This is a genomic window from Belliella kenyensis (assembly GCF_022549675.1).
Lineage (GTDB): Bacteria > Bacteroidota > Bacteroidia > Cytophagales > Cyclobacteriaceae > Belliella > Belliella kenyensis.
Map to the genome: position 1 here is coordinate 103,033 of NZ_JAKZGR010000004.1, position 21,180 is coordinate 124,212.

General features: G+C 38.7%; 10 protein-coding genes. All 10 read right to left on the bottom strand.

Annotated features, from left to right (window positions below; translation table 11 throughout):
* Positions 1 to 18 precede the first annotated feature (18 nt).
* Positions 19 to 2,169: a peptidase domain-containing ABC transporter gene (locus MM214_RS05450; protein ID WP_241292919.1), complete on the bottom strand. Its 2,151-nt coding sequence runs from the start codon at positions 2,167 to 2,169 to the stop codon at positions 19 to 21.
* Positions 2,170 to 2,181: 12 nt separating this feature from the next.
* Complete coding sequence (locus MM214_RS05455) at positions 2,182 to 3,357, bottom strand: HlyD family secretion protein (protein ID WP_241292921.1); 1,176 nt, start codon at positions 3,355 to 3,357, stop codon at positions 2,182 to 2,184.
* A gap of 990 nt (positions 3,358 to 4,347) precedes the next feature.
* Positions 4,348 to 5,745: a dihydrolipoyl dehydrogenase gene (gene lpdA / locus MM214_RS05460; protein WP_241292923.1), complete on the bottom strand. Its 1,398-nt coding sequence runs from the start codon at positions 5,743 to 5,745 to the stop codon at positions 4,348 to 4,350.
* A 121-nt stretch (positions 5,746 to 5,866) separates the two neighbouring features.
* The gene (gene odhB / locus MM214_RS05465; protein WP_241292925.1) at positions 5,867 to 7,420 is read right to left on the bottom strand and encodes a 2-oxoglutarate dehydrogenase complex dihydrolipoyllysine-residue succinyltransferase; all 1,554 of its coding nucleotides are present in this window, start codon (positions 7,418 to 7,420) and stop codon (positions 5,867 to 5,869) included.
* Between the two features lie 110 nt (positions 7,421 to 7,530).
* Positions 7,531 to 10,320, bottom strand: a complete 2,790-nt coding sequence (locus MM214_RS05470; protein WP_241292927.1) for a 2-oxoglutarate dehydrogenase E1 component — start codon at positions 10,318 to 10,320, stop codon at positions 7,531 to 7,533.
* Positions 10,321 to 10,622: 302 nt separating this feature from the next.
* Positions 10,623 to 11,984 carry a RagB/SusD family nutrient uptake outer membrane protein gene (locus tag MM214_RS05475; protein WP_241292929.1) on the bottom strand — a complete coding sequence of 454 codons (1,362 nt, stop codon included), beginning with the start codon at positions 11,982 to 11,984 and terminating at the stop codon, positions 10,623 to 10,625.
* Positions 11,985 to 11,989: 5 nt separating this feature from the next.
* Positions 11,990 to 15,076 (bottom strand): SusC/RagA family TonB-linked outer membrane protein, encoded by a 3,087-nt coding sequence (locus MM214_RS05480; protein ID WP_241292931.1) that lies wholly within the window; start codon positions 15,074 to 15,076, stop codon positions 11,990 to 11,992.
* A gap of 576 nt (positions 15,077 to 15,652) precedes the next feature.
* The gene (locus MM214_RS05485; RefSeq protein ID WP_241292932.1) at positions 15,653 to 17,017 is read right to left on the bottom strand and encodes a RagB/SusD family nutrient uptake outer membrane protein; all 1,365 of its coding nucleotides are present in this window, start codon (positions 17,015 to 17,017) and stop codon (positions 15,653 to 15,655) included.
* A 12-nt stretch (positions 17,018 to 17,029) separates the two neighbouring features.
* Complete coding sequence (locus tag MM214_RS05490) at positions 17,030 to 20,035, bottom strand: SusC/RagA family TonB-linked outer membrane protein (RefSeq protein ID WP_241292933.1); 3,006 nt, start codon at positions 20,033 to 20,035, stop codon at positions 17,030 to 17,032.
* A gap of 648 nt (positions 20,036 to 20,683) precedes the next feature.
* On the bottom strand, positions 20,684 to 21,166 hold the full coding sequence (locus MM214_RS05495) for a hypothetical protein (protein ID WP_241292934.1): 483 nt from the start codon (positions 21,164 to 21,166) through the stop codon (positions 20,684 to 20,686).
* Positions 21,167 to 21,180 lie beyond the last annotated feature (14 nt).

Consider the following 21,180-nt stretch of genomic DNA (forward strand, 5'->3'; position numbering starts at 1 on the left):
AGCGTTAAGCTTTCATCGCTACAGCAACACCAATTGCTTCCGGATCATGTCGTAGTACTTGCCTTCTTTGGCAAGCAACTCTGTATGTGTTCCTTCTTCTATTAGTTTTCCTTTGTCCAAAACATACAATCTGTCAAAATCCTGCACTGCCGCAAGCCTGTGGGTAATGAAGATAATGGTCTTGCCTTCTGTAGCAAGCATTCGGATAGTCTGCTGTACAAACTGCTCTGATCCAGGGTCGAGTGAAGCAGTGGCTTCATCTAAAATCAAAATTTCGGGATCTCTATAAAGTGCCCTAGCTATGGCTATACGCTGCTTTTGACCTCCAGAAAGCGATGCTCCATTTTCCCCCAGGTATGTCCCAAAGCCATTGGGAAGGTTTTCTATAAAATCCATCATACCTAACTTCTGGCAGATTCCTATTATCTTCTGCATATCAGGTTGGTAATCCCCCAAAGCAATGTTTTCTAGCACATTACCTGCAAAGAGATCTATGCGCTGTGGAACCACGGAGACGATTTGCCTCAAACTGGAATTATTAATAAACTTGATGTCATGCTCCCCAATATGGATATTGCCTGATTGGAGTGGGTAAATATTTTGGAGCAGGGATACAAGTGTACTCTTACCCGAGCCACTCTCCCCTACTACACCCGAGATTTTTCCTTTCTGAAAAGTAAGGTTAAGGTCTTCAAATACATTGGCTCGTGAACCATACCTAAATTTAACATTCTTGAACATAATGTCGCTTACATTCTCCTTTTTGATTGGGAAGGTATCGGCTGAACTCTCCACCTCCAAGTCCATAATCTCAAAAAGCCTATCTGCTGCAATTAAGGCATTCTGAATGGTTCTGTTCATGCCGATCAAGCTGGAAACAGGACCAGTCAGGTATCCTGTCAGGGCATAGAAAGACATCAGTTCTCCAGGTGTGATTTCATTTTTCAACACATAACCTGCACCAACCCAAAGCAAAATGATGGTAAAGAGTCTTGAAATTACTTCCGAAGAGGTTCCAGAGAAAATATTGTTTAATCCAGACTGGTAAACTATTCTAAGTAAGGAAACAAACCTGATTTCTGTTTTGATGTTTGCGTGTTCTTCAGCTCCAAATCTCTTGATCGTACCAGCCGAAGTGATGGATTCTACCAATTGAGACTCTAACTCTGCCGACTCTTCCATTAGCCTTCGCTCAATTTTTTTGTTTAACCTGTTAGTAATCCAATATATTATCGTGTAGAGTGGTATCACCAATAACATCACCAAAGCCAATTTCCAATAAAAAGTAAACATCAAGGCAAATGAAAACAGGACAATAAAGATATTCACTAGAAATCCTATCGACACATCATTGATAAAAGCCCTGATTTTCACGGCATCATTGACCCTAGAGATGATTTCTCCCACACGCATGGTGTCGAAAAATCGCTGCGGTAATGTAAGTAGATGTTTATAATATCCTAGAATCAATCGTCCATCAATCCGCTGTCCTACTTTGATAATGAATAGTGTCTTGTACACGCCAATCACCACTTGCAACAAAAGCAAGATGATCATTACGACGGACAATAAATTCAACAAGTTGGTATTTCTACCTATAAATACATGGTCAATTATCTTTTGGACATAGATGGATGTCGACAAACCCAATATTGTATAGATTACCGCTCCAACCAAGGACTGTATCATCACTCCTTTATGTGGTCTGACTAAGTACCAAAACCTACTCCAGGTGCTTACTTTTTCGCTGATGGCTTTGAACTCATCATTGGGCATCAACAGCACCAATACTCCAGTCCACATTTCTTTGAAAGCATCTGGATCGACCTTATGCATCTGTCCGTCTCCAGGGTCCATATACTCTACAGTCTTATCATTTACTTGGTAAAGGACTACAAAATGATGCAATACTTTCTTCACGATCACATGGGCAATCACAGGCATGGGCACATCTTTCAATGCATCAAAATCACCTCTGACCCCTTTCGCGGAAAATCCCATTTTGGTCGCCGCCTCTATAAGCCCTAAAATATTGGTACCTTTTTGATCAGTTGATGCCATTTGTCGGATTTTGGCCACAGGCATTTCCAAGTTGTAATGTGAGGCTACCGAGGCCAAACATGCCGCCCCGCAATCTGTAATATCCCTTTGTTTAATTTTTATTCCCATTGTTGCAAAAAATTAATTTAAACTTTGAACTTGTGGATTGATCCAATTGTCGACCTTATCATACAAGAGCTGAAACAACGATCTACGAGCAACCACAAATCTGGCATTGTAGGTCATTCCCTTTTTTACTTGACCTTCATGCCCATTGGGCAAAGTCAAGAAAGGAGAATCCAATAGGCAGGTAACTAAAAACCCAGCCTCCCTTTCATTAAATAAAGATAAGTCATCAGCTACTTCAACTACCTTTCCTGTAGCTATTCCCCACTGATTGTAATTGTATGCATCAATCTGAAAAGTCACCTCCTGACCAATTTCAATAAATGCAATATCCATAGGTGAGATATATGAAACAGCCAATAGAGTAGTGTCAGGAGAGATTTCTGCTATTTTTTGTTGAGGCTGGACAAAGTCTCCTTCATTTAAATTCAACACATTGATCAATGTCCCATTGGTACCTGCGATAATTCTATATTGATCCATTTGTTCAGAAAAAACACTTTTTTGATTGGTAAGGCGAATTTTTTCATTTTGATAGTTGACAAGATCCTGCTCCCATAAATTCCTTTGCTGTTTCCTGATTAGATCAAGCTGTGATTTAGCTTGCTTGTATTGTACATCAGCTATGTCATAATCAGCGAAAGCCAATGCTTTTGCATCAAAAAGTGTTTGTGCCCTTTCGAAATCTCTCTCCAGTTTTTGGACTGCTGCGTCTTGATTTTGGAATTTAGTTTGGTATTCGAGTATTGAGGCTTGATAGAATTTTGACCTCAGGGCTACTGGCTCCATGTTGTAATTCGAAAGGTCCAATTGCAGAAGCTTATGTAGATCAGAGATAAATTCGTCCAAAACAGTCAATCTTTCCTCCACTCCCTGCATCTCCAAATTCAAAACCTCCCCCCTGACCAAGGCTAAGACTTCTCCCTTTTTGACCTTTTGGTTTTCTTTCAGGTTCCAGAAATCTATCCTTCCTCCAACTGAGCTATTTAAAGAATTCCTTTGCAAGGCTGATTGCATAGTACCTCTAGCCTGCACAGCCACATCGACATAGATCAATGGCAATGCAATCAATGCTGTGAACAAAATACCTAAGACTAAAAGATATATAGTCTTCGAACTCACACTAATCCGTGCATCATAAACTTCTAATGATTGTTGAATAATGGCTTGAGGAAAAATGTCCCTTTTCATATAAATAAAATTAAAATGTTAACCTTCTTGGATTTTCTCTAACCCTAGTGGAATCTGGAAAATAATATTATCTCCAATATGAATTTTCACTCAGCTTGACAAGTAGCTTAATATGTCAGGTTTCAACACCCTCTGATTCTTGTTGATAAATTTCAAACTTATCTTGCAGGCATCTCAATTAGAGATAAACAAAAACTAATTTCAATAATAAACTCATTCCTAAAACTTCGCATAACTTACCATTTAAATAATGAATAGATCGATTAAAAATAAAAAGCATTGTAGAGCAAGTATAGATTTGAAATTTCATAATTCCAAAAAGCTATATGGTAGTAAGCTACAGTTTTAAAACCAATTAAACATTTTCAAGATTTAAAAACGAAATAATATTTCACCTAATTATTTCCCCTCTCCCACAATTAAAAATTTAATTTTACATCTATTATGAAGATCAGAATATTCTATTTTTTTGGTATCGATGAATAAAAATTCAATGGATATATGATTATTCGGTAATTCTGGAGGGGAAATAGATGCGGGTTTAATTTAGTGGTTTGTGAAGAGGCTAATCACGGGGGAGTAATTGCTAAGTGTTCTGTGGTGACACAGGCCATGGGGGAGGGTGGTTCCATATTATGATCTGTGAGACACAGACCATGGGATGGGTAGTTCCATATTATGGCCTGTGAGGAAACAAACCATGGGAAAAAGGATTACTTGGCAAGTGTTCTGTGGGGACACAGAACACGGGGAGGAAGTGATGGTCTGTGAGACACAGACCATGGGGTGGGTGCCATAAAAAAAGCTGTCCCAATTTATGAGACAGCCTTTTATTTATATATTCGAACCCTTTTTTTAGGGATTGGGAAAGATCTTTTACTTTAACCGATTTCGTAACCTAAAAACGCCAACATAGCTGACAAATTATTGAATACTAATCTATCTAGCGTCCTCTGCTCCTCAGCGCTCTTTGCGAGATGCTACCCACTGTTAAATATGCAGTGCCCTGTTGTCCGTAGCTGCCAAACATGCTTCTTTAAAAGCTTCAGTGTAGGTCGGGTGGGCATGGGACATTCTAGAGATGTCTTCTGCCGATGCCCTGAACTCCATCGCTACCACAGCTTCTGCAATCATGTCAGCTACTCTAGGTCCTATCATGTGTACACCCAAGATTTCATCCGTCTCTGCGTCAGCGAGTACTTTGACCAAGCCATCTGTGTCCATAGAAGCCCTAGCTCTTCCTGAAGCCATAAATGGGAATTTTCCAGCCTTGAACTTGATACCTTTCTCCTTCAGCTGCTCCTCTGTGTAGCCTACGGCTGCCACTTCCGGCCAGGTATACACTACTCCAGGGATCAAGTTGTAATTGATGTGTGGCTTTTGTCCCGCTATCACTTCCGCTACAAATGTCCCTTCTTCCTCAGCTTTATGTGCAAGCATTGCGCCTTTCACCACATCACCTATGGCGTAGATATTAGATACATTGGTTCGCAAGTGATCATCCACCTCTACTTGCCCTTTGTCATTTACCTTGATGCCAGCTGCTTCAGCATTCAAGCCATCGGTATATGGCCTTCTTCCAATAGATACCAAAACATAATCTGCCTTAAGCTCTACAGTTTCACCCTTTGCATTTTCGGCTTTGACGATGACTTCTTTGCCTTTGTTTTCTACTTCTACTACTTTGTGCTTCAGGTAAAAGTCAAAACCAAGCTTCTTCAATGACTTCTGCAATTCCTTGCCCATGGTCTTGTCCATAGTCGGGATCAAAGAATCCATGTACTCTACCACAGACACTTTAGCACCCATTCTTCCATAGACTGACCCAAGCTCCATACCTATCACACCTCCACCGATTACGATAAGGTTTTTAGGGATTTCTTTAAGATTCAATGCTTCTGTAGAAGTAATGACTCTCTTTTTGTCCAATTTGATAAAAGGTAGGGTAGAGGGCTTTGAACCTGTGGCGATGATGATGTTTTTGCCCTGTATTTGCTCTGAAGAACCATCATCCTTAGTCACTTTCACAGTAGACTTGTCTACGAAAGATCCTAATCCTTGATGCACATCGATTTTGTTCTTCTTCATAAGGTATTGGATACCTTCTACATTTTGCTTGACCACATCGTCCTTTCTGGAGATCATTTGCTTCAAGTCTACCTTAAGGCTGCTAAGGTTGATCCCGTGTGTTTTGAAAGTATGGGCAGCATTGTGATAATGCTCAGATGAATCAAGTAGCGCTTTGGAAGGAATACAACCTACGTTGAGGCAAGTACCTCCCAGTGTAGGGTATTTCTCCACAATCGCTGTTTTCATGCCCAACTGTGCTGCTCTGATAGCTGCCACATATCCTCCCGGGCCGGAGCCAATTACGATTACGTCGTACATTTTTTTAGATATTAGATGCGAGATACAAGAAGCAAGACCTCAAGCTCGCCAATTTAAAACTTGATTTTATAGAAAAAGGTAAAGGGTTATTCATCCCTCTACCTTCAAAATTCATCCTTTTTTATACTCCAAACAACAATCTTGTCGGGTCTTCAAGGAGTTGTTTTACCCTTACCAGGAAGCTTACGGATTCTCTGCCGTCGATGATTCTGTGATCATATGACAGTGCTAGGTACATCATTGGAAGGATTTTCACTTCTCCATTGACTGCCATTGGTCTTTCGACGATATTGTGCATCCCTAGGATAGCGGACTGCGGGGCATTGATGATCGGTGTAGACATCATGGAGCCAAAGATTCCACCATTGGTCAATGTAAATGTACCACCGGTCATTTCTTCAATAGACAACTTGTTATCTCTAGCTTTGGTTGCCAGTCTTACCACTTCTTTTTCGATCTGCTCGAAACTCATCGCTTCTGCATTTCTGATCACTGGTACAACCAATCCTTTTGGTGCAGATACAGCGATAGAAATATCACAGAAATCATTGTAAACGATCTCGTTGCCATCTATTTGTGCATTGACTGCTGGCCACTCTTGTAGGGCTACACATACCGCTTTGGTAAAGAATGACATGAATCCTAGGTTGACACCATGTTTCTCTTTGAACTGGTCTTTGAATTTCTTTCTTAGCTCCATGATTGGGCCCATGTTCACCTCATTGAATGTGGTAAGCATGGCTGTCTCATTTTTCACAGCTACCAATCTTCTGGAAACAGTTTTTCTAAGAGAGGTCATTTTCTCTCTTCTGCTATCTCTTGATCCAGCCACTTTAGGAGCGGATTCAGACTTCTCTTCTTTTTTGCTTTCAGCAGGTTTAGCAGCTGGCTTTGGAGCAGGTTTCTCCGCCTTTTCAGCATCTTCTTTGGTGATTCTTCCATCCTTACCTGTTCCTTTGACATCCTTTGGATCTAAACCTTTTTCTGCCAAAATCTTTGCTGCCGCTGGAGATGCATGTCCAGTAGCGTAAGTATCTTTATCAGATGAGCTGCTACTTTCATTTTTTGTCGAGGAAGCGGAATCAGACGAACTTTCAGAAGAAGCAGGCGCTCCTCCTTCGGTTACTTCGATTTTGCATATCAAGCCACCGATTTCTAAAGTATCTCCTTCTTGAGCTACATGTCTCAAGATACCATTTGCCTCAGCAGGAAGCTCAAATGTCGCTTTGTCAGAATCCACCTCAGCGATGATCTCATCTAGCTCTACATAATCGCCATCTGCCTTTAGCCAATTGGCCAAAGTCACTTCAGTAATAGACTCTCCTACTGTAGGTACAATCATCTCTTTTACCTCTCCAGTAGCTCCACCACCCTTACTTTTGCTTTCTTTTGGCTTATCACTGCCAGCGTCTGACTTTTCGATCTCAGCACCAGCTTGACCATCTGTATTGATCTCACATATCACAGCACCGATTTCCAATGTGTCGCCTTCTCCAGCCTTGGTAGTCAATACACCCGCAGCTTCAGCTGTCAATTCAAAAGTAGCTTTATCTGATTCTAGTTCACAGATGACTTCGTCCATCTCGACATAGTCACCATCTTTTTTGAACCACTGACCAATTGTAACTTCAGTGATAGATTCTCCCACCGCTGGGACTTTAATTTCTAGGCTCATTGTTTTCTAATTTTTTCCCCCAAATCGACCCTTGTCCGACTTAAGGTTAATTTAACATGAATTATTTTAAATTAAACCTAAGTCCCAAAATAATATTGGGACTAGGGGATTTATGATATTTTTAATGCTTTCTTGATGATGTTATTTTGCTCTTCTACGTGGACTTTGTTGTATCCTGTAGCTGGAGATGCACTCATCTTTCTGGCGATCACGTCCATAGGTAGCTCTTTCCAAAGCATCCTCAACATGAAGTTCCAATACCCCATGTTCTCTGGCTCTTCTTGTACCCACACCACTTCTGCATTTTTGTAAGCTTTTAGGGCTTCGAGAATTTGTGTTTTAGGCAATGGATGTATTTGTTCTACCCTGATGATCGCTACATCTTTCACCTTTTCCTTCTCTCTCACTTCATCCAAATCATAATAAATCTTGCCAGAACACAAGATGACTCTCTTCACATCTTTAGCTTTCACAGTAGTATCAAGTATGATTTCTCTGAATCTGCCTGAAGTAAATTCCTCAATAGGAGACACCACTTTAGGATGACGTAGGAGTGATTTTGGAGACATGACGATGCATGGTTTTCTAAACTCCCATGTCAGCTGTCTTCTAAGCATGTGGAAAAAGTTAGAAGGCTCCGTGATATTGGCTACTACCATATTGTATTCGGCAGAAAGCTGCAGGAATCTCTCTGGTCGAGCATTGGAGTGCTCTGGACCTTGACCTTCATAACCATGTGGCAGAAGCATCACAAGACCATTCATTTTTTGCCATTTGGACTCACCAGAGGAGATAAACTGATCAATCATGGTCTGAGCACCATTTGCAAAATCTCCAAACTGTGCTTCCCAGATCGTCAAAGCATGAGGATTGGCCATGGCATAACCATACTCAAAACCCAATACGGCGTATTCTGAAAGCAGTGAGTTATATATACTAAACTTGCCTTTGCTTTCCTTCATTTCATAAAGGAAATTGTAAGGCTTATTTGTAGTAGAATCGTGTACTACAGCATGTCTGTGAGAAAAAGTACCTCGTTGTACATCTTGCCCAGTGATCCTTACTGTCTTACCTTCTAGTAGCAATGAGCCATAAGCAAGAAGCTCCGCAGATGCCCAGTTCAAAGACTTGGTGTTGAAAAACATGTCCTTTCTCTGCTTCAACTGTATGTCTATTTGCTTGATAGGCTTAAATCCTTTAGGAACTTTGGTGATAGCCTCTGCTACGATTTCGATTTGTTCAGTAGAGATAAAGGTTTCAGGAGACTGCTCAAAGTCTTCTGGATTAGACCTTCTCATGGATTGCCACTCTTGCTCAAACTTAGTAAACTGGTAAGGAAGTGGTTTTTCCTTGACCATGTTCAGTCTGTCCTGAAGCAACTGTCTGAATTCTGCATCCATCTGCTTGGCAATCTTGGCATCGATATCTCCTCTTTCTGTCAATTTTTTGACATAGATTTCTCTTGGATTAGGATGTTTGGAGATGATATTATAAAGCTCAGGTTGGGTGAACTTTGGCTCATCAGACTCATTGTGTCCGTGTCTTCTGTAGCAGACCATATCGACAAAAATATCTCTTTGGAATTTTTGTCTGAATTCAGCTGCAAGATTGGCAGCAAAAACAACAGCCTCAGCATTGTCACCATTGACGTGAATCACTGGAGCATCAATGATTTTGGCCACATCTGTACAATAGATAGAAGACCTGGCGTCGTCAAAGTCGGTGGTAAAACCAACTTGATTGTTGATTACAAAGTGGATCGTACCACCTGTATTGTACCCTTTTAGTCCAGCCATTTGAGTGACTTCATACACTATACCCTGGCCAGCAACGGCTGCATCACCGTGGATCAGAATAGGTAAAGCCTTATTTGAGTCTCCTTTATGTTGTGAGTCAATTTTGGCCCTGATAAATCCTTCTACTACTGGATCTACCGCTTCAAGGTGTGAAGGGTTTGGAGCCAATTTCAAATTCACCTTTTTATCATCTGGAGTGACGATATCGCTAGAATATCCCATGTGGTACTTTACATCACCATCACCCATGGTCAAGTCTGGCTTGGCAGTACCTTCAAATTCAGAAAAAATCTGCTCGTAAGTTTTGCCCATGATGTTGGCAAGGACATTTAACCTTCCCCTATGAGCCATCCCGATCATCACTTCCTCTACTCCCAAAGATGCACCTTTGTTGATCACAGCATCAAGAAAAGGGATAGTACTTTCACCACCTTCGAGTGAAAATCTTTTCTGTCCAAGATATTTGGTATGCAAGAAATTTTCAAAAACTACAGCTTCATTCAGTTTAGAAAGGATTCTTTTCTTTTCCTCTGTGGCAGGATTAAAGGCAAGCGCCTCTTTCTCGATTTTGGTTTTCAACCAATCGAGCATTTCCGGATCACGGATGTATAAGTATTCGAATCCCATCGGTCCTTCATAGATAGTTTTGAGGGATTCTATGATTTTTGAAAGTTTGGCAGTGCCGATGCCTATTTCACTTCCAGCTTGAAATTCGGTATTCAGATCATTTTGATCCAAGCCGAAGTCTTCCAAGTCGATCAGTGCTTTTCTATCTCTTCTTTCTCTTACTGGGTTGGTTTTAGATCTCAAGTGTGCTCTCGATCTGTGCGCATGAATGAGCGCTCTTACCTTGATCTCTTTAGGCAACTGCTCCATGTCCATAATGGTACCTCTGGTAGCGAGTGCTCCATTGGCGGCAGGCTTAACTTGAGGTGGAGCAGAAACTCCATCTTGGTCTTCACCATATTGAGCGATTGCGAATTCGAACCCATCAAAAAAAGTCTTCCAGCTTGGGTCAATAGATTCTGGATTGTTTTTGTAATCAGCATATAGCTCATCGATGTAAGCTACATGTGCATTGGCGATATAGGAATATTTATCCATGGTTGAGTTTTTGCTAATGAGACAAAGGTATCGACTTCAAAAGTTTTATGAAAACCGTATATTCGTTTATACAAATATTATTGATAATCTTTAAGATAAAATTCAATGACAGAAATCCGAATAAATCTGAAAAAGGTCAGCAATGAAAGGAAAGGCTTGGAATTTTATACTGTCAAAAGGGGATTTTCAAATGAAAATAAGGACACAACTGCGTATAAATGAGTGACGTTGTCCTAGATAAAAATTTAAAAATAAAAAAGAGGCTCAAGATGAGCCTCTTATTATATAAGGGTTACAGCTGATTAGTAGCCTGGGTTTTGGGTAAGATTTTGATTTACCTCAATCTCTTGGAAAGGTATTGGCCAAATCACTCTAAATTGCTCATTGGCTGGGAAAAGAGTCCCTACGATACCAAAGCGTTGCATATCAGTATATCTATGCCCTTCAAAAGCAAATTCCAGCCTTCTTTGTGCCAAAATCTCTGTCAGAGCAGCTTGATTGGTTGGTAAGTCTAGTAACAAAAGACTTGAAAGTCCAGCTCTATTTCTAATGGTATTGATGTCATCAATGATTTGTGTATTAGTCAGCACACCATTACCAGCTATTCTTGCATTTGCTTCTGCCCTGATCATATGCATTTCAGCTAGTCTGATCAAAGGCACATTGTCATCATTGGTAGCAGATCTGAAATACTTTACAACTCTCAGTCTAGATCCAGCTTGCAACACCGAAGCGGCAAATCTTACGTCACCATTGTTTCCAGAAGCTTGAAAAAGATCAAAGAATCCTTGTCTAAGGTAAAACTTTTGACCTCCAGTAGCTGGATCAGATGAAATAGCTAACTGACTTTGGTCACCATCTACATTGGTGAAGTTCAGCTCAAGAATCATCTCATTGTTACCTTTGATTCTAAAGATATCTGCATAAACTGACTGTAGTGTATATACACCTGAATCTATTACCTCAGAGGCTTTTTGAGCAGCAGCGGTATTGTTACCACTTTGAAGGTGAACTCTAGCAAGTAAGGCTGTAGCAGCAAGTCTTCTTGCTCTGAATGGCGCATTGGCAGTGTTGCCTAAATTTCCCTCTGCAAAAGTAAGATCATTCACAATAAAGGTATACAACTGATCCAAAGGTACCCTTGGTGACAGGTCTAAATCATCCGTATTATCTATGAAATCTTCCACTATAGGAACTGCACCAAATACTCTAGACAAATCAAAATATACGTAAGCTCTTATAAACCTAGCTTCTGCAATAATTGCTGATCTCTGAGCTTCTGATATGTTTTCGATATTAGGAGCCGAAGCAATCACGAAATTAGCATTTCTGATCACAGCATACATACTTTGCCAAGTGTTTCTCAATTGTAGATTAGAAGGATTAATTCTTCTAAAACTTACTTCTTGATCTGTAGTAAATGTACCCGAGTGAGCTAGATTATCAGTGTAAACATCTTGATAATATAGGTACCTCAATCCATAATAGTTTGTAGATTGCATAGCATGGTACATCCCCGTTAATGCCCTTTGAGCATTCTGATTTGTGGTAATAGCACCATCTACCTCAATCTGATTGACGGGTTCTTGATCCAAAGTGGCACATGATACTCCTGCAAGAAGCACTAGTACCACTAGATAGTTATATAAATTAAATCTTTTCATAACGATTAAAATCCTATGTTAACACCAAATGTATAAGTCCTAGGCTGAGGGAATGTATAGAAATCAACTCCGATGGTAGTATTCGAAGTACCAGCGAAATTCACTTCTGGATCAAAGCCTGAGTAATTGGTAAAAGTCAAAAGATTCTGAGCTTGCGCATAGAGCCTTACGCTTCTAAGTTTGATTCTATCAAGAGTTGCTTGAGGAAGTCTATACCCAATTACCAAGTTTTTCACTCTAAGATAAGAGCCATCTTCTATAAATCTACTTGTATTTGAATCATTATTCCTGTTTGCAGATACATCATAAGCTGCTCTAGGCATCAACCCATTTCCAGGATTTTCTTCAGATCTCCATCTTCTTTCTACAGATGCTTTATTGTTGTCATCAAAGAAGTTTGCAAACATTCCTTCTTGGAACGATCCCGCTGCATTCCAAATGTCATTTCCATAAGAGAACTGCATGAAAATCTGAGCGTCAAATCCCTTATAGCTGAAGCTATTTGTAAAGCCTCCAAAGAACTTAGGCTGTGCATTACCAATGATGGTGAAATCATCATCAGTAATGATCCCATCCTCGTTGATATCTCTATAGTTCATGTCTCCCGCACGAATCCCAAGAGCTCTTCTAGAATCTGGTACGTCTGCCTCTGTCATGAATACACCATCAGAAATCAACCCATAAAATGTCCCAATAGGATGTCCTTCTCTAAGCACTATGGAGTTACCTCCAAATCCATAGAATACATCTTCACCATTGTATAGTTCAAGGATTTTATTTCTGTTGAATGTCAAGTTGAGGTCAGTTCTCCAGTTCAATCCATTAGGTCTGTCAATATTTACAGTAGAAACTGTGAACTCCCAACCTTTATTTTCCACTGCTCCAATGTTTGATTGGTAAGACCCATATCCACTTTGAGTAGCAATAGGTCTCGCAAATAGCAAATCTGTAGTTTTCTTATAATAGTAATCAGCAACTAAGGTAAGTCTGCCATTAAACAATCCTACATCCAAACCTATATCCGTTTGTGCTGTATTTTCCCACTTCAAGTCAGGATTTCCCAACTGAACTGGAACAATCGAAGGAGCTCCGAGGTAATTACCAGTTCCAACTAAACCTCTCCATGAGAAATTACCAATCTCTTGATTTCCTGTAAGTCCATAACTACCTCTCAATTTCAAATCTGAGAACATGCTCAAGTCATTCATAAAAGTCTCTTCATTGATTCTCCAGCCTGCTGAAATTGACGGGAAATATCCCCATCTGTTGTTAGGACCAAATCTAGATGAAGCATCAGCTCTAAAGGAAGAGCTTAAAAGATACTTTTCTTTGTAGTTGTAATTTACCCTACCAAAGTAAGATTCAAGTCCCCAACCTACTAGGTTATTGTTTCCTTCGTTTACGAGTGCGGCCGCGCCTAAGTATCTAAAACGATCACCGGGAAACTGAATACCCCTTACTATAGAAGATGAAATGATATTCTCTTCTCTATTGTGACCTGCCACTAAGTTGATGCTGTGTCCTCCTTCGAATACTTTTGCGTAATCAACAAAAGCCTCAGCAACCCACTTGATAGGGTTATAGGTTGAGAATGAACCAGATCCTCCTTCGGCAGAAGATGAAGATCCAGGATAATTATCAGGTGTATATCTTCTCTCGGAGAAGTTTAATATATCTGCACCCAATCTCACATTAAAATTAAGTCCATCGATGATCTTATATTTACCTAAAGCATTTGTAAAAATCCTGATAGACTGATTTTCGTCATCATTCTCAGTACCTTCTGCCACTGGGTTTGAATAAAAGAATTGAGGTCTTGTATAGGCACCATTTTCTTCAAATACTGGCCATAATGGTGAAGCAGCTAATGAATTGGCAAATGGTCCATTCAAAGTATTGTCAGAAACAATCCTATTTTGAACAGCTCTACTTATACCCGAATTGAAAGAAATGTCAATTCTGTCACTTACTTTGTGGTCAAGGTTAAACCTAGTCGACATTCTAGAGTACCTAGAGTTGATCACAGTACCTTGTTGATCAAAGTAGTTGCCTGACAAATAATATTTCGTTTTGTCATTTCCGCCACTGATGCTTAATTCATAGTTTTGAATTGGAGCAGATCTAGTGACTTCCCTTACCCAGTTTGTGTTGACACTTTCGTCATAAGGTAAACCTCCATAGTAAAAGTCTAGGATATCTTCATCGGTAATTTCTTCTGAAGGAACACCAAAGAAATCTTCGGCAAAAGCATCCTTCATTAAATCCAAGTAACCTCTTCTATCTAAGAAAGTTGGCTCATTCCATAGCTGTTGCGTTCCTCCATATACGTTTAGGTTTACTTGCGTTTTTTGATTAGCACCTCTTTTGGTCGTAATCAAAACCACTCCATTTGCGGCTCTAGAACCATAGATTGCCGCTGCGGCTGCATCTTTTAGAACCTCCATAGATTCAATATCACTTGGGTTCAAGTCTGCTAGAGCATTAGAAGACTGGCCACCGAATGCCAACTGTGAAGGATCTCCAGTTGTCATAGGAACACCGTCAATTACAAACAATGGCTGATTGGAAGCAGAGATAGAAGATGAACCTCTTACTCTAACAGAAATTCCCGCACCAGGAGTACCTGCATTTTGAGTGATTTGAACCCCTGCAATTCTTCCTTGGAGCGCTTGGTCTACACCTAGTACAGGCACGTCCTTAATCACAGATGCTGTAAGCTGACCTACTGAACCTGTCAACTCCTTCTTCTCAACACTACCGTATCCTACTACCACCACTTCTCCTAAGATCTTAGAATCTTCCTTAAGGGTGATATTGATAGTGCTTCTATTTCCAGCAACAACCTCTTGATTTATAAATCCTACAAATGAAAACACCAATGTTTCATTTTCGGATGCCTGAATGGTGTACTGACCATCAATGTTGGTAACAGCACCTCTTGTAGTGCCTTTTACCCTTACGTTTACCCCTGGAAGCGGAAGATCATCTTCTGCTGAGAGTACAGTACCTGTTATCTGTCGTTGTTGTGCCCATGCCTCTCCTTGAAAGGAGATAGCAAAAAGCGTAACAAGCAATAGTAATGCTTTCCTCATATAATAGTTGATTTATGTTTAACCTCCAAATATTGTTAAAAAATAGTATAAATCAAAAAAAACTTGGTAAAACAATATTTGGTTTTAAAATAATAGTTTTTTTGATTTTATAAAATTGTTTTATATAAAATTAAAAGAACTTCACATACAATATTAACCATTTAAAAAACTTTTGTCAGTATAAACTCCTGATAAAAAATAACTCTGCCCTGATGCTTACCATTACAACAGCTATTTAAGATTATTGGATATACGGAAATTTGCCAAGAGTATTACAAAATTCTGATTTATCTGACTTCCGATACAAATTGATATTGGATACTTATGGATATTGACCATTAACAACAGGTTGAGCCAATGAATTGAAGTTACTGGCAAAAAAGCGTATAATCAGATAAAAAATAAACCATAGTTTGATCTTTATAATAAAAAGAAGTATAAAATCAATGTCCGTACAATCGAGGATCATATCGAAAAGGTTTGACAGTTGTGATGATAAAAAATTTTTTCGTAAAAATCTATAAAATGAAAAAAGGGGAATCCCCCCTTTTTTCATTTATTTCACACCCAATTTCATCAATTACTATATCCAGCATTTTGCTCAAGGTTTGAATTTGCATCAATTTCTCTTTGTGGAATTGGAAACACCAACCTAGGATCATTGTAAGGATAAGAATTATTACCTTCTACTACAGTCCCTCTATTTCTCCTGATATCATGTATAGCATGCCCCTCATGAGCAAGCTCAAGTTTTCTTTCCAGAAGAATTTGTGCTAAGGTAACCGAAGTAAGCGAAGGTAATTCAACCCTTTGTCGAATGCGATTGATATCTTCCAATGGAGTGGCTCCTACGCTAGTACCCTCTCGGAAATTAGCCTCAGCTCTAGTCAGATACATTTCTGCTAGTCTGAATACCTTAACATTTCTAAATTGATCTCTCCATTTTGCAGTTCTTTGCTCACCAGCACCTAAGAAAAATTGATTGAGCCGTTGATCTCCTGATTCATACAATAGGATATGTGGTGGTTGAATAGAAACATCACCGTCTCTTGCACCAAATTGCGGTAAAGAATAAAATGTAAACATATCATTAGCCGAATCTTGAGGGTCTACTTGTATGGTAAACAAATCTTCTAGAGAATCAACTTCCGTGTTAAAAGCATTCATATAAATAGGTATAAGAGCTTTGCCAGTAGATGTTGCCAATGCTATTGCTCTATTAGCAGCATCTCGAGCATCTGCGAATCTTTCCATTTGTAAATACACTCTAGACAATTGTGCTGCTGCGACATAATTCCTTGCTAAAATTCCATTTTGTAATGGAAGTAAGGATTCTGCTCTAACCAAATCGCTAACTATTTGCTGATAAACTTCTTGAACAGTATTTCTCCTAACATAACTATCTTCATTTATCTCTCTAGTAGGCGTTAAAATAATAGGAACACCCAAATTAGAAGACGGGTTAGCAGAAACATAAGGCTGAGCATACAATTTTACTAACTCAAATAGCATCGAACCTCTGATGAATAAGGCTTCTCCTTCAACCCTATCTCTATCAGAAGCATTGATTACATCCAAAGCAGAGAGTACATTATTAGACACATTGATTCCTCTATATGCCGCAGCCCAAGTACCTTCAACAAAGGAATTATTAACGAATATCTGCTTATTATACATTTCTCTAGGTTGATTAAATGTACCTTCCCATCTTACCTCACTGTTTGCACCGAGCATTTCTGAGAACAGTTGAATTCTCCCTCCATACAATGCTGTACTTCTGATTTCAGCATATGCTCCTATGAGAACTCGCTTTACATTTGCATCCGAGCTGAGTGCCAAAGCCTGATCAATACTTTGAGGTGGTTTGATAAACAGTTCCTCATGACATCCACTTGTAATCAATGTAATACAAATGATTCCAGTTATAATAAATCGTTTCATAATAATCTCTTTTTAAAATCCAACATTAAGACCAAGTGAAAAAACCTTTGCTTGAGGTGCAGAATAGAAATCATTCCCCTGAAAAATATTGCTAGCAAGATAATCAGCATTTACTTCAGGGTCCCAGCCCTTATATTTAGTGAAAGTCAGCAAGTTTTGACCTGTAAAAAAGATTCGAACTGTGCTCAACTTAAGTTTTTCTAGTTGAGAAGACTTTAATGTATAACCTAGAGTTAATGTCCTCAATCTTAAATAACTCCCATCGGAAATATATCTGCTTGATGGATTACATCCGTTGCATTCACCTAGTCTTGCTTGAGGCACATCTGTAATATCTCCTGGGTTTTGCCATCTTCTCAACTGATCCCTAGTAGAGTTATCAAACCAGTCACCATTGGCGGCAAAGAATCCACCTCCACCATCGAATATATCATTTCCATAAACTCCTTGAAACATAACGCTAAAATCGAAGTTTTTGAAAGTCAAATTGTTGGTAATCCCTCCAAAGAATTTGGGATTAGGATCTCCTACAAACATTCTTTCTGCTTCATTAAAGTCATTTGTAGTCTCGTTACGTTGAGCATCAATATAATACAGTGCATCCCCATTTGTAGGATCAACACCAGCATAAGCATGGCCATAAAATACTCCGATGGATTGATCAATAAAAACACCATTTAAAAATCTTGATGAGCTTGGAGGTATTGAAGTCTGTCCTGCGGCTAATTCTCTTACTCTATTGATATTACGAGCGAAGTTTATCGAGGTATTCCATGTAAAATTTTGTCTGGCAATATTTACTGAATTCAAAACTATCTCAAATCCATAGTTTTGCATTTTACCTACATTTTGTCTTTGAACATTAAAACCAGTGGTAGCAGGAACGGGAACGTTGAGTAGTAAATCTGATGTATTCTTATCGTAAAAATCTAATTCACCAGTTATTCTATCACGAAATAGCGCAAACTCAATCCCTAAATCCAACTGGACTGTTTTTTCCCATGTCAAATTTGGATTAGGAATCTGAGTTGGTCTCAATCCTGAAATTAAAGCATAGGACGTCGCTCCATAAAGTCCCAAATGGTCAAAATCTCCGATCTCAGCATTTCCAGTCAAACCGTAAGATGCTCTAAGCTTAAGCAAACTCAATTTATCATTCCCCTTTAAAAAACTCTCTTCAGACAGTATCCATCCGACAGAAGCAGCGGGGAAAAATCCATATTTATTATTTTCCCCAAATCTTGATGAACCATCATATCTAGCACTTATTGTTGCTAAATATTTGTCGCCGTACTTATAGTTCACCCTTGTAAAATAAGACAAAAATGAAAAACTCGTTTCAAATGAAGAACCTCCAACGATCCTTGCTGCGGATTCTAAAGTCCTAAGTTCGTCTAAAGGAAATTCTTGACCTTCAACAAAAGTTGAATTTCGTTCTGACTTCTGGAAGGACATCCCCCCAACAGCTTCAATATTGTGGATGTTATTAAAAACTTTACTGTACGAGAAATAATTATTAGTATTATAATTAAAAATTCTTGTCCAACGAGATCTACCATAGCCATTAGTTGAAAGGCCTAAATTAGTTCTTGAGCCAAAAAATTGCTCTTCATTTTGATTCATTACATCGACACCAAACTCCGATCTAAATTTCAAATCTGATAACAACTTATACTCACCGAAAAGATTGCTAATATTTCTAAAAGAAGTGTTCAGCCATTTTGCATTCTCTGAATCAATTAAGTTATTGTAGTAGGTCGCTGTTGGCCTATCATACAGCTGTCCATTCAAATCACGAATAGGAGTAATGGGTGCTAGGGCTACTAATTGAATGGGATTATTAAATTGGTTATCTCCTGCTAATCTATTGTTTTGTGTCCTAGATAGACCAAAATTAGCTCCAATCAAAAACCTTTCAGAAACTGAATGGTCAAGATTTAATCTGCCAGAAATCCTTTCAAAATCATTTCTGATTAATATACCGTCTTGCTTATCATAAGCACCAGAAAAGAAAAACCTTGTTTTTTCATCACCTCCAGAGGCACTAAAATTAGCATTCAAAGTACCTGCTGCCGGATTGAAGGCCTCTTGCTGCCAATCAGTATCGACTTCCCCAGTTCTCCAATCAGCCCAACCTGAATACCTAGTTAATCTTGATTCAACAAATGCTAAATCATCGACATTGGCGCCAGCTTCTCTCATCAATTCAACATACTCAGATGCATTCAAAAACTCTCTTAACCTCGTAGGAGAAGCTACACCACGCTGTATCCCAAAATTAAACTTTGTCTTTCCCTTGGTTCCAGACTTGGTTGTTATTAAAACAACCCCATTTGCTGCCCTTGCCCCATAAATTGCAGATGCTGATGCATCTTTTAAGACTTCAAAAGATTCTACATCATTAAAATTAATGTCTGAAAGTGGATTATAGGTCCCTATAGCTCCGGTGGTTGTCATAGGAATTCCATCAATCACATACAATGGATCGTTACCTCCAGAGATAGAAGTAGTACCTCTTACACGTACTTTGACGCCTTCACCCAATTTGCCACTTGATGATTCTACAAAAACACCTGCCATTCTTCCTTGCAAAGCCTCTTGAAAATTTGGAACGGGAATGGTAGCTAGTGCCTCACCTTTTACAGAAGCTATATTACCTGTTAAGTCTCCTTTGGTTGTGCTTCCATACCCTACTACCACCACTTCTCCCAAAGTTTTTGAATCTGGACTTAATGTAATATCGATTGTACTACGATTTCCGACTGCGATTTCTTGAGTTGTGAACCCTACAAATGAAAAAACTATAATTTCATTCTGATCTGCTTGAATGCTATATCTACCATCTAAATCAGATATCGCTCCTCGTGTTGTACCTTTTACCACAACATTGACTCCTGGCAAAGGATCACTATCCTCACCCGAGATTACCCTTCCAGAAATTTGCCTTTGCTGCGATCTTGCCTCATTTTGAAGCATCAAACCAGCCAAGACAAAAACTAATAGTAAAACTTTTCTCATATGATATTTTGTTTGGTTTAAAATGAAATTTACCAAACATAATTTATTAACCAAAAAATTACCGAAATCATATATTATTAGTTATTTTATAAAAAAAATGAATAAAACAAAAAATATCTTTTAATAAACGATTTAAAATAAATTTTTACCCCAAATAAAAAAAATAATTATAAAAAATTTTATTCTTTATTTTGTGTTTTTATAAAATTTTTGCTTACTTTTTACTTTTTTTCACAATATTGTTCTATCAATTCGGCAAACAATCGTTTTCAAAAAAAATTTTATTTTGAAAATCTATGACATCTTGAAAAAAATTTCAAACTAATAAAAAAAGATGCACCTAATTAATAATTTCCCACTCACTTATAATAAATCCCAAAGAGTATACAAGCATTTATGGATATACGGAACTTTGCCAATAACATTACAAAAATTCCGATTTATCTAACCTCCGATACAAATTGATATTAGATACTTAAGGATATTGAGCATTAACAACCTGTTAAGCCAATGAATTGAAGTTACTGGTAAAAAAGCGTATAATCAGACAAGTACTTAATATGAATCATTCTAAGAAATAATTCTTTAAACAATTCCAAAAAAAAAGCCATAAACTGACGTCTATGGCTCATCTATATTTCAGATACTTTAGAAAGTAAATCTAATAGACAAAGCTACCTCATCACCCCAGAATCCAGTATAACCCGTGATATTAAATGCTGGCTTATAGTCCAAAGAAAGATTGACAGGCGCACCATCAAATTTATAATCAAGTCCAATGATACCGTCCAATCCAAATACCGTATAGGATTTATTCGGATCACCCCATGGTTGATTACCTCTGTTGGAATTCCATGTACCTAAGTGAGCACCACCACCATAGAACCATCTCAGACCTCTTACTTCACTGATGTCGTTATGGATTTCATAAAGACCTGTGATCAACAATCCACGCCATCTTGAATGCAAAATACCTTCAAATGCAGCCTTATCACTTAGAAAATGCTTTACCGTAAGTCCATTACCTACACCTGCTCTCAGACCGATACCTGTATTGTATCCCTGAGCCATTGCCTGATTACCAATGGCCATCATTGCCACTAGCAAAAATGTGTAAAATACCTTTTTCATGTTTGATTTTTTAG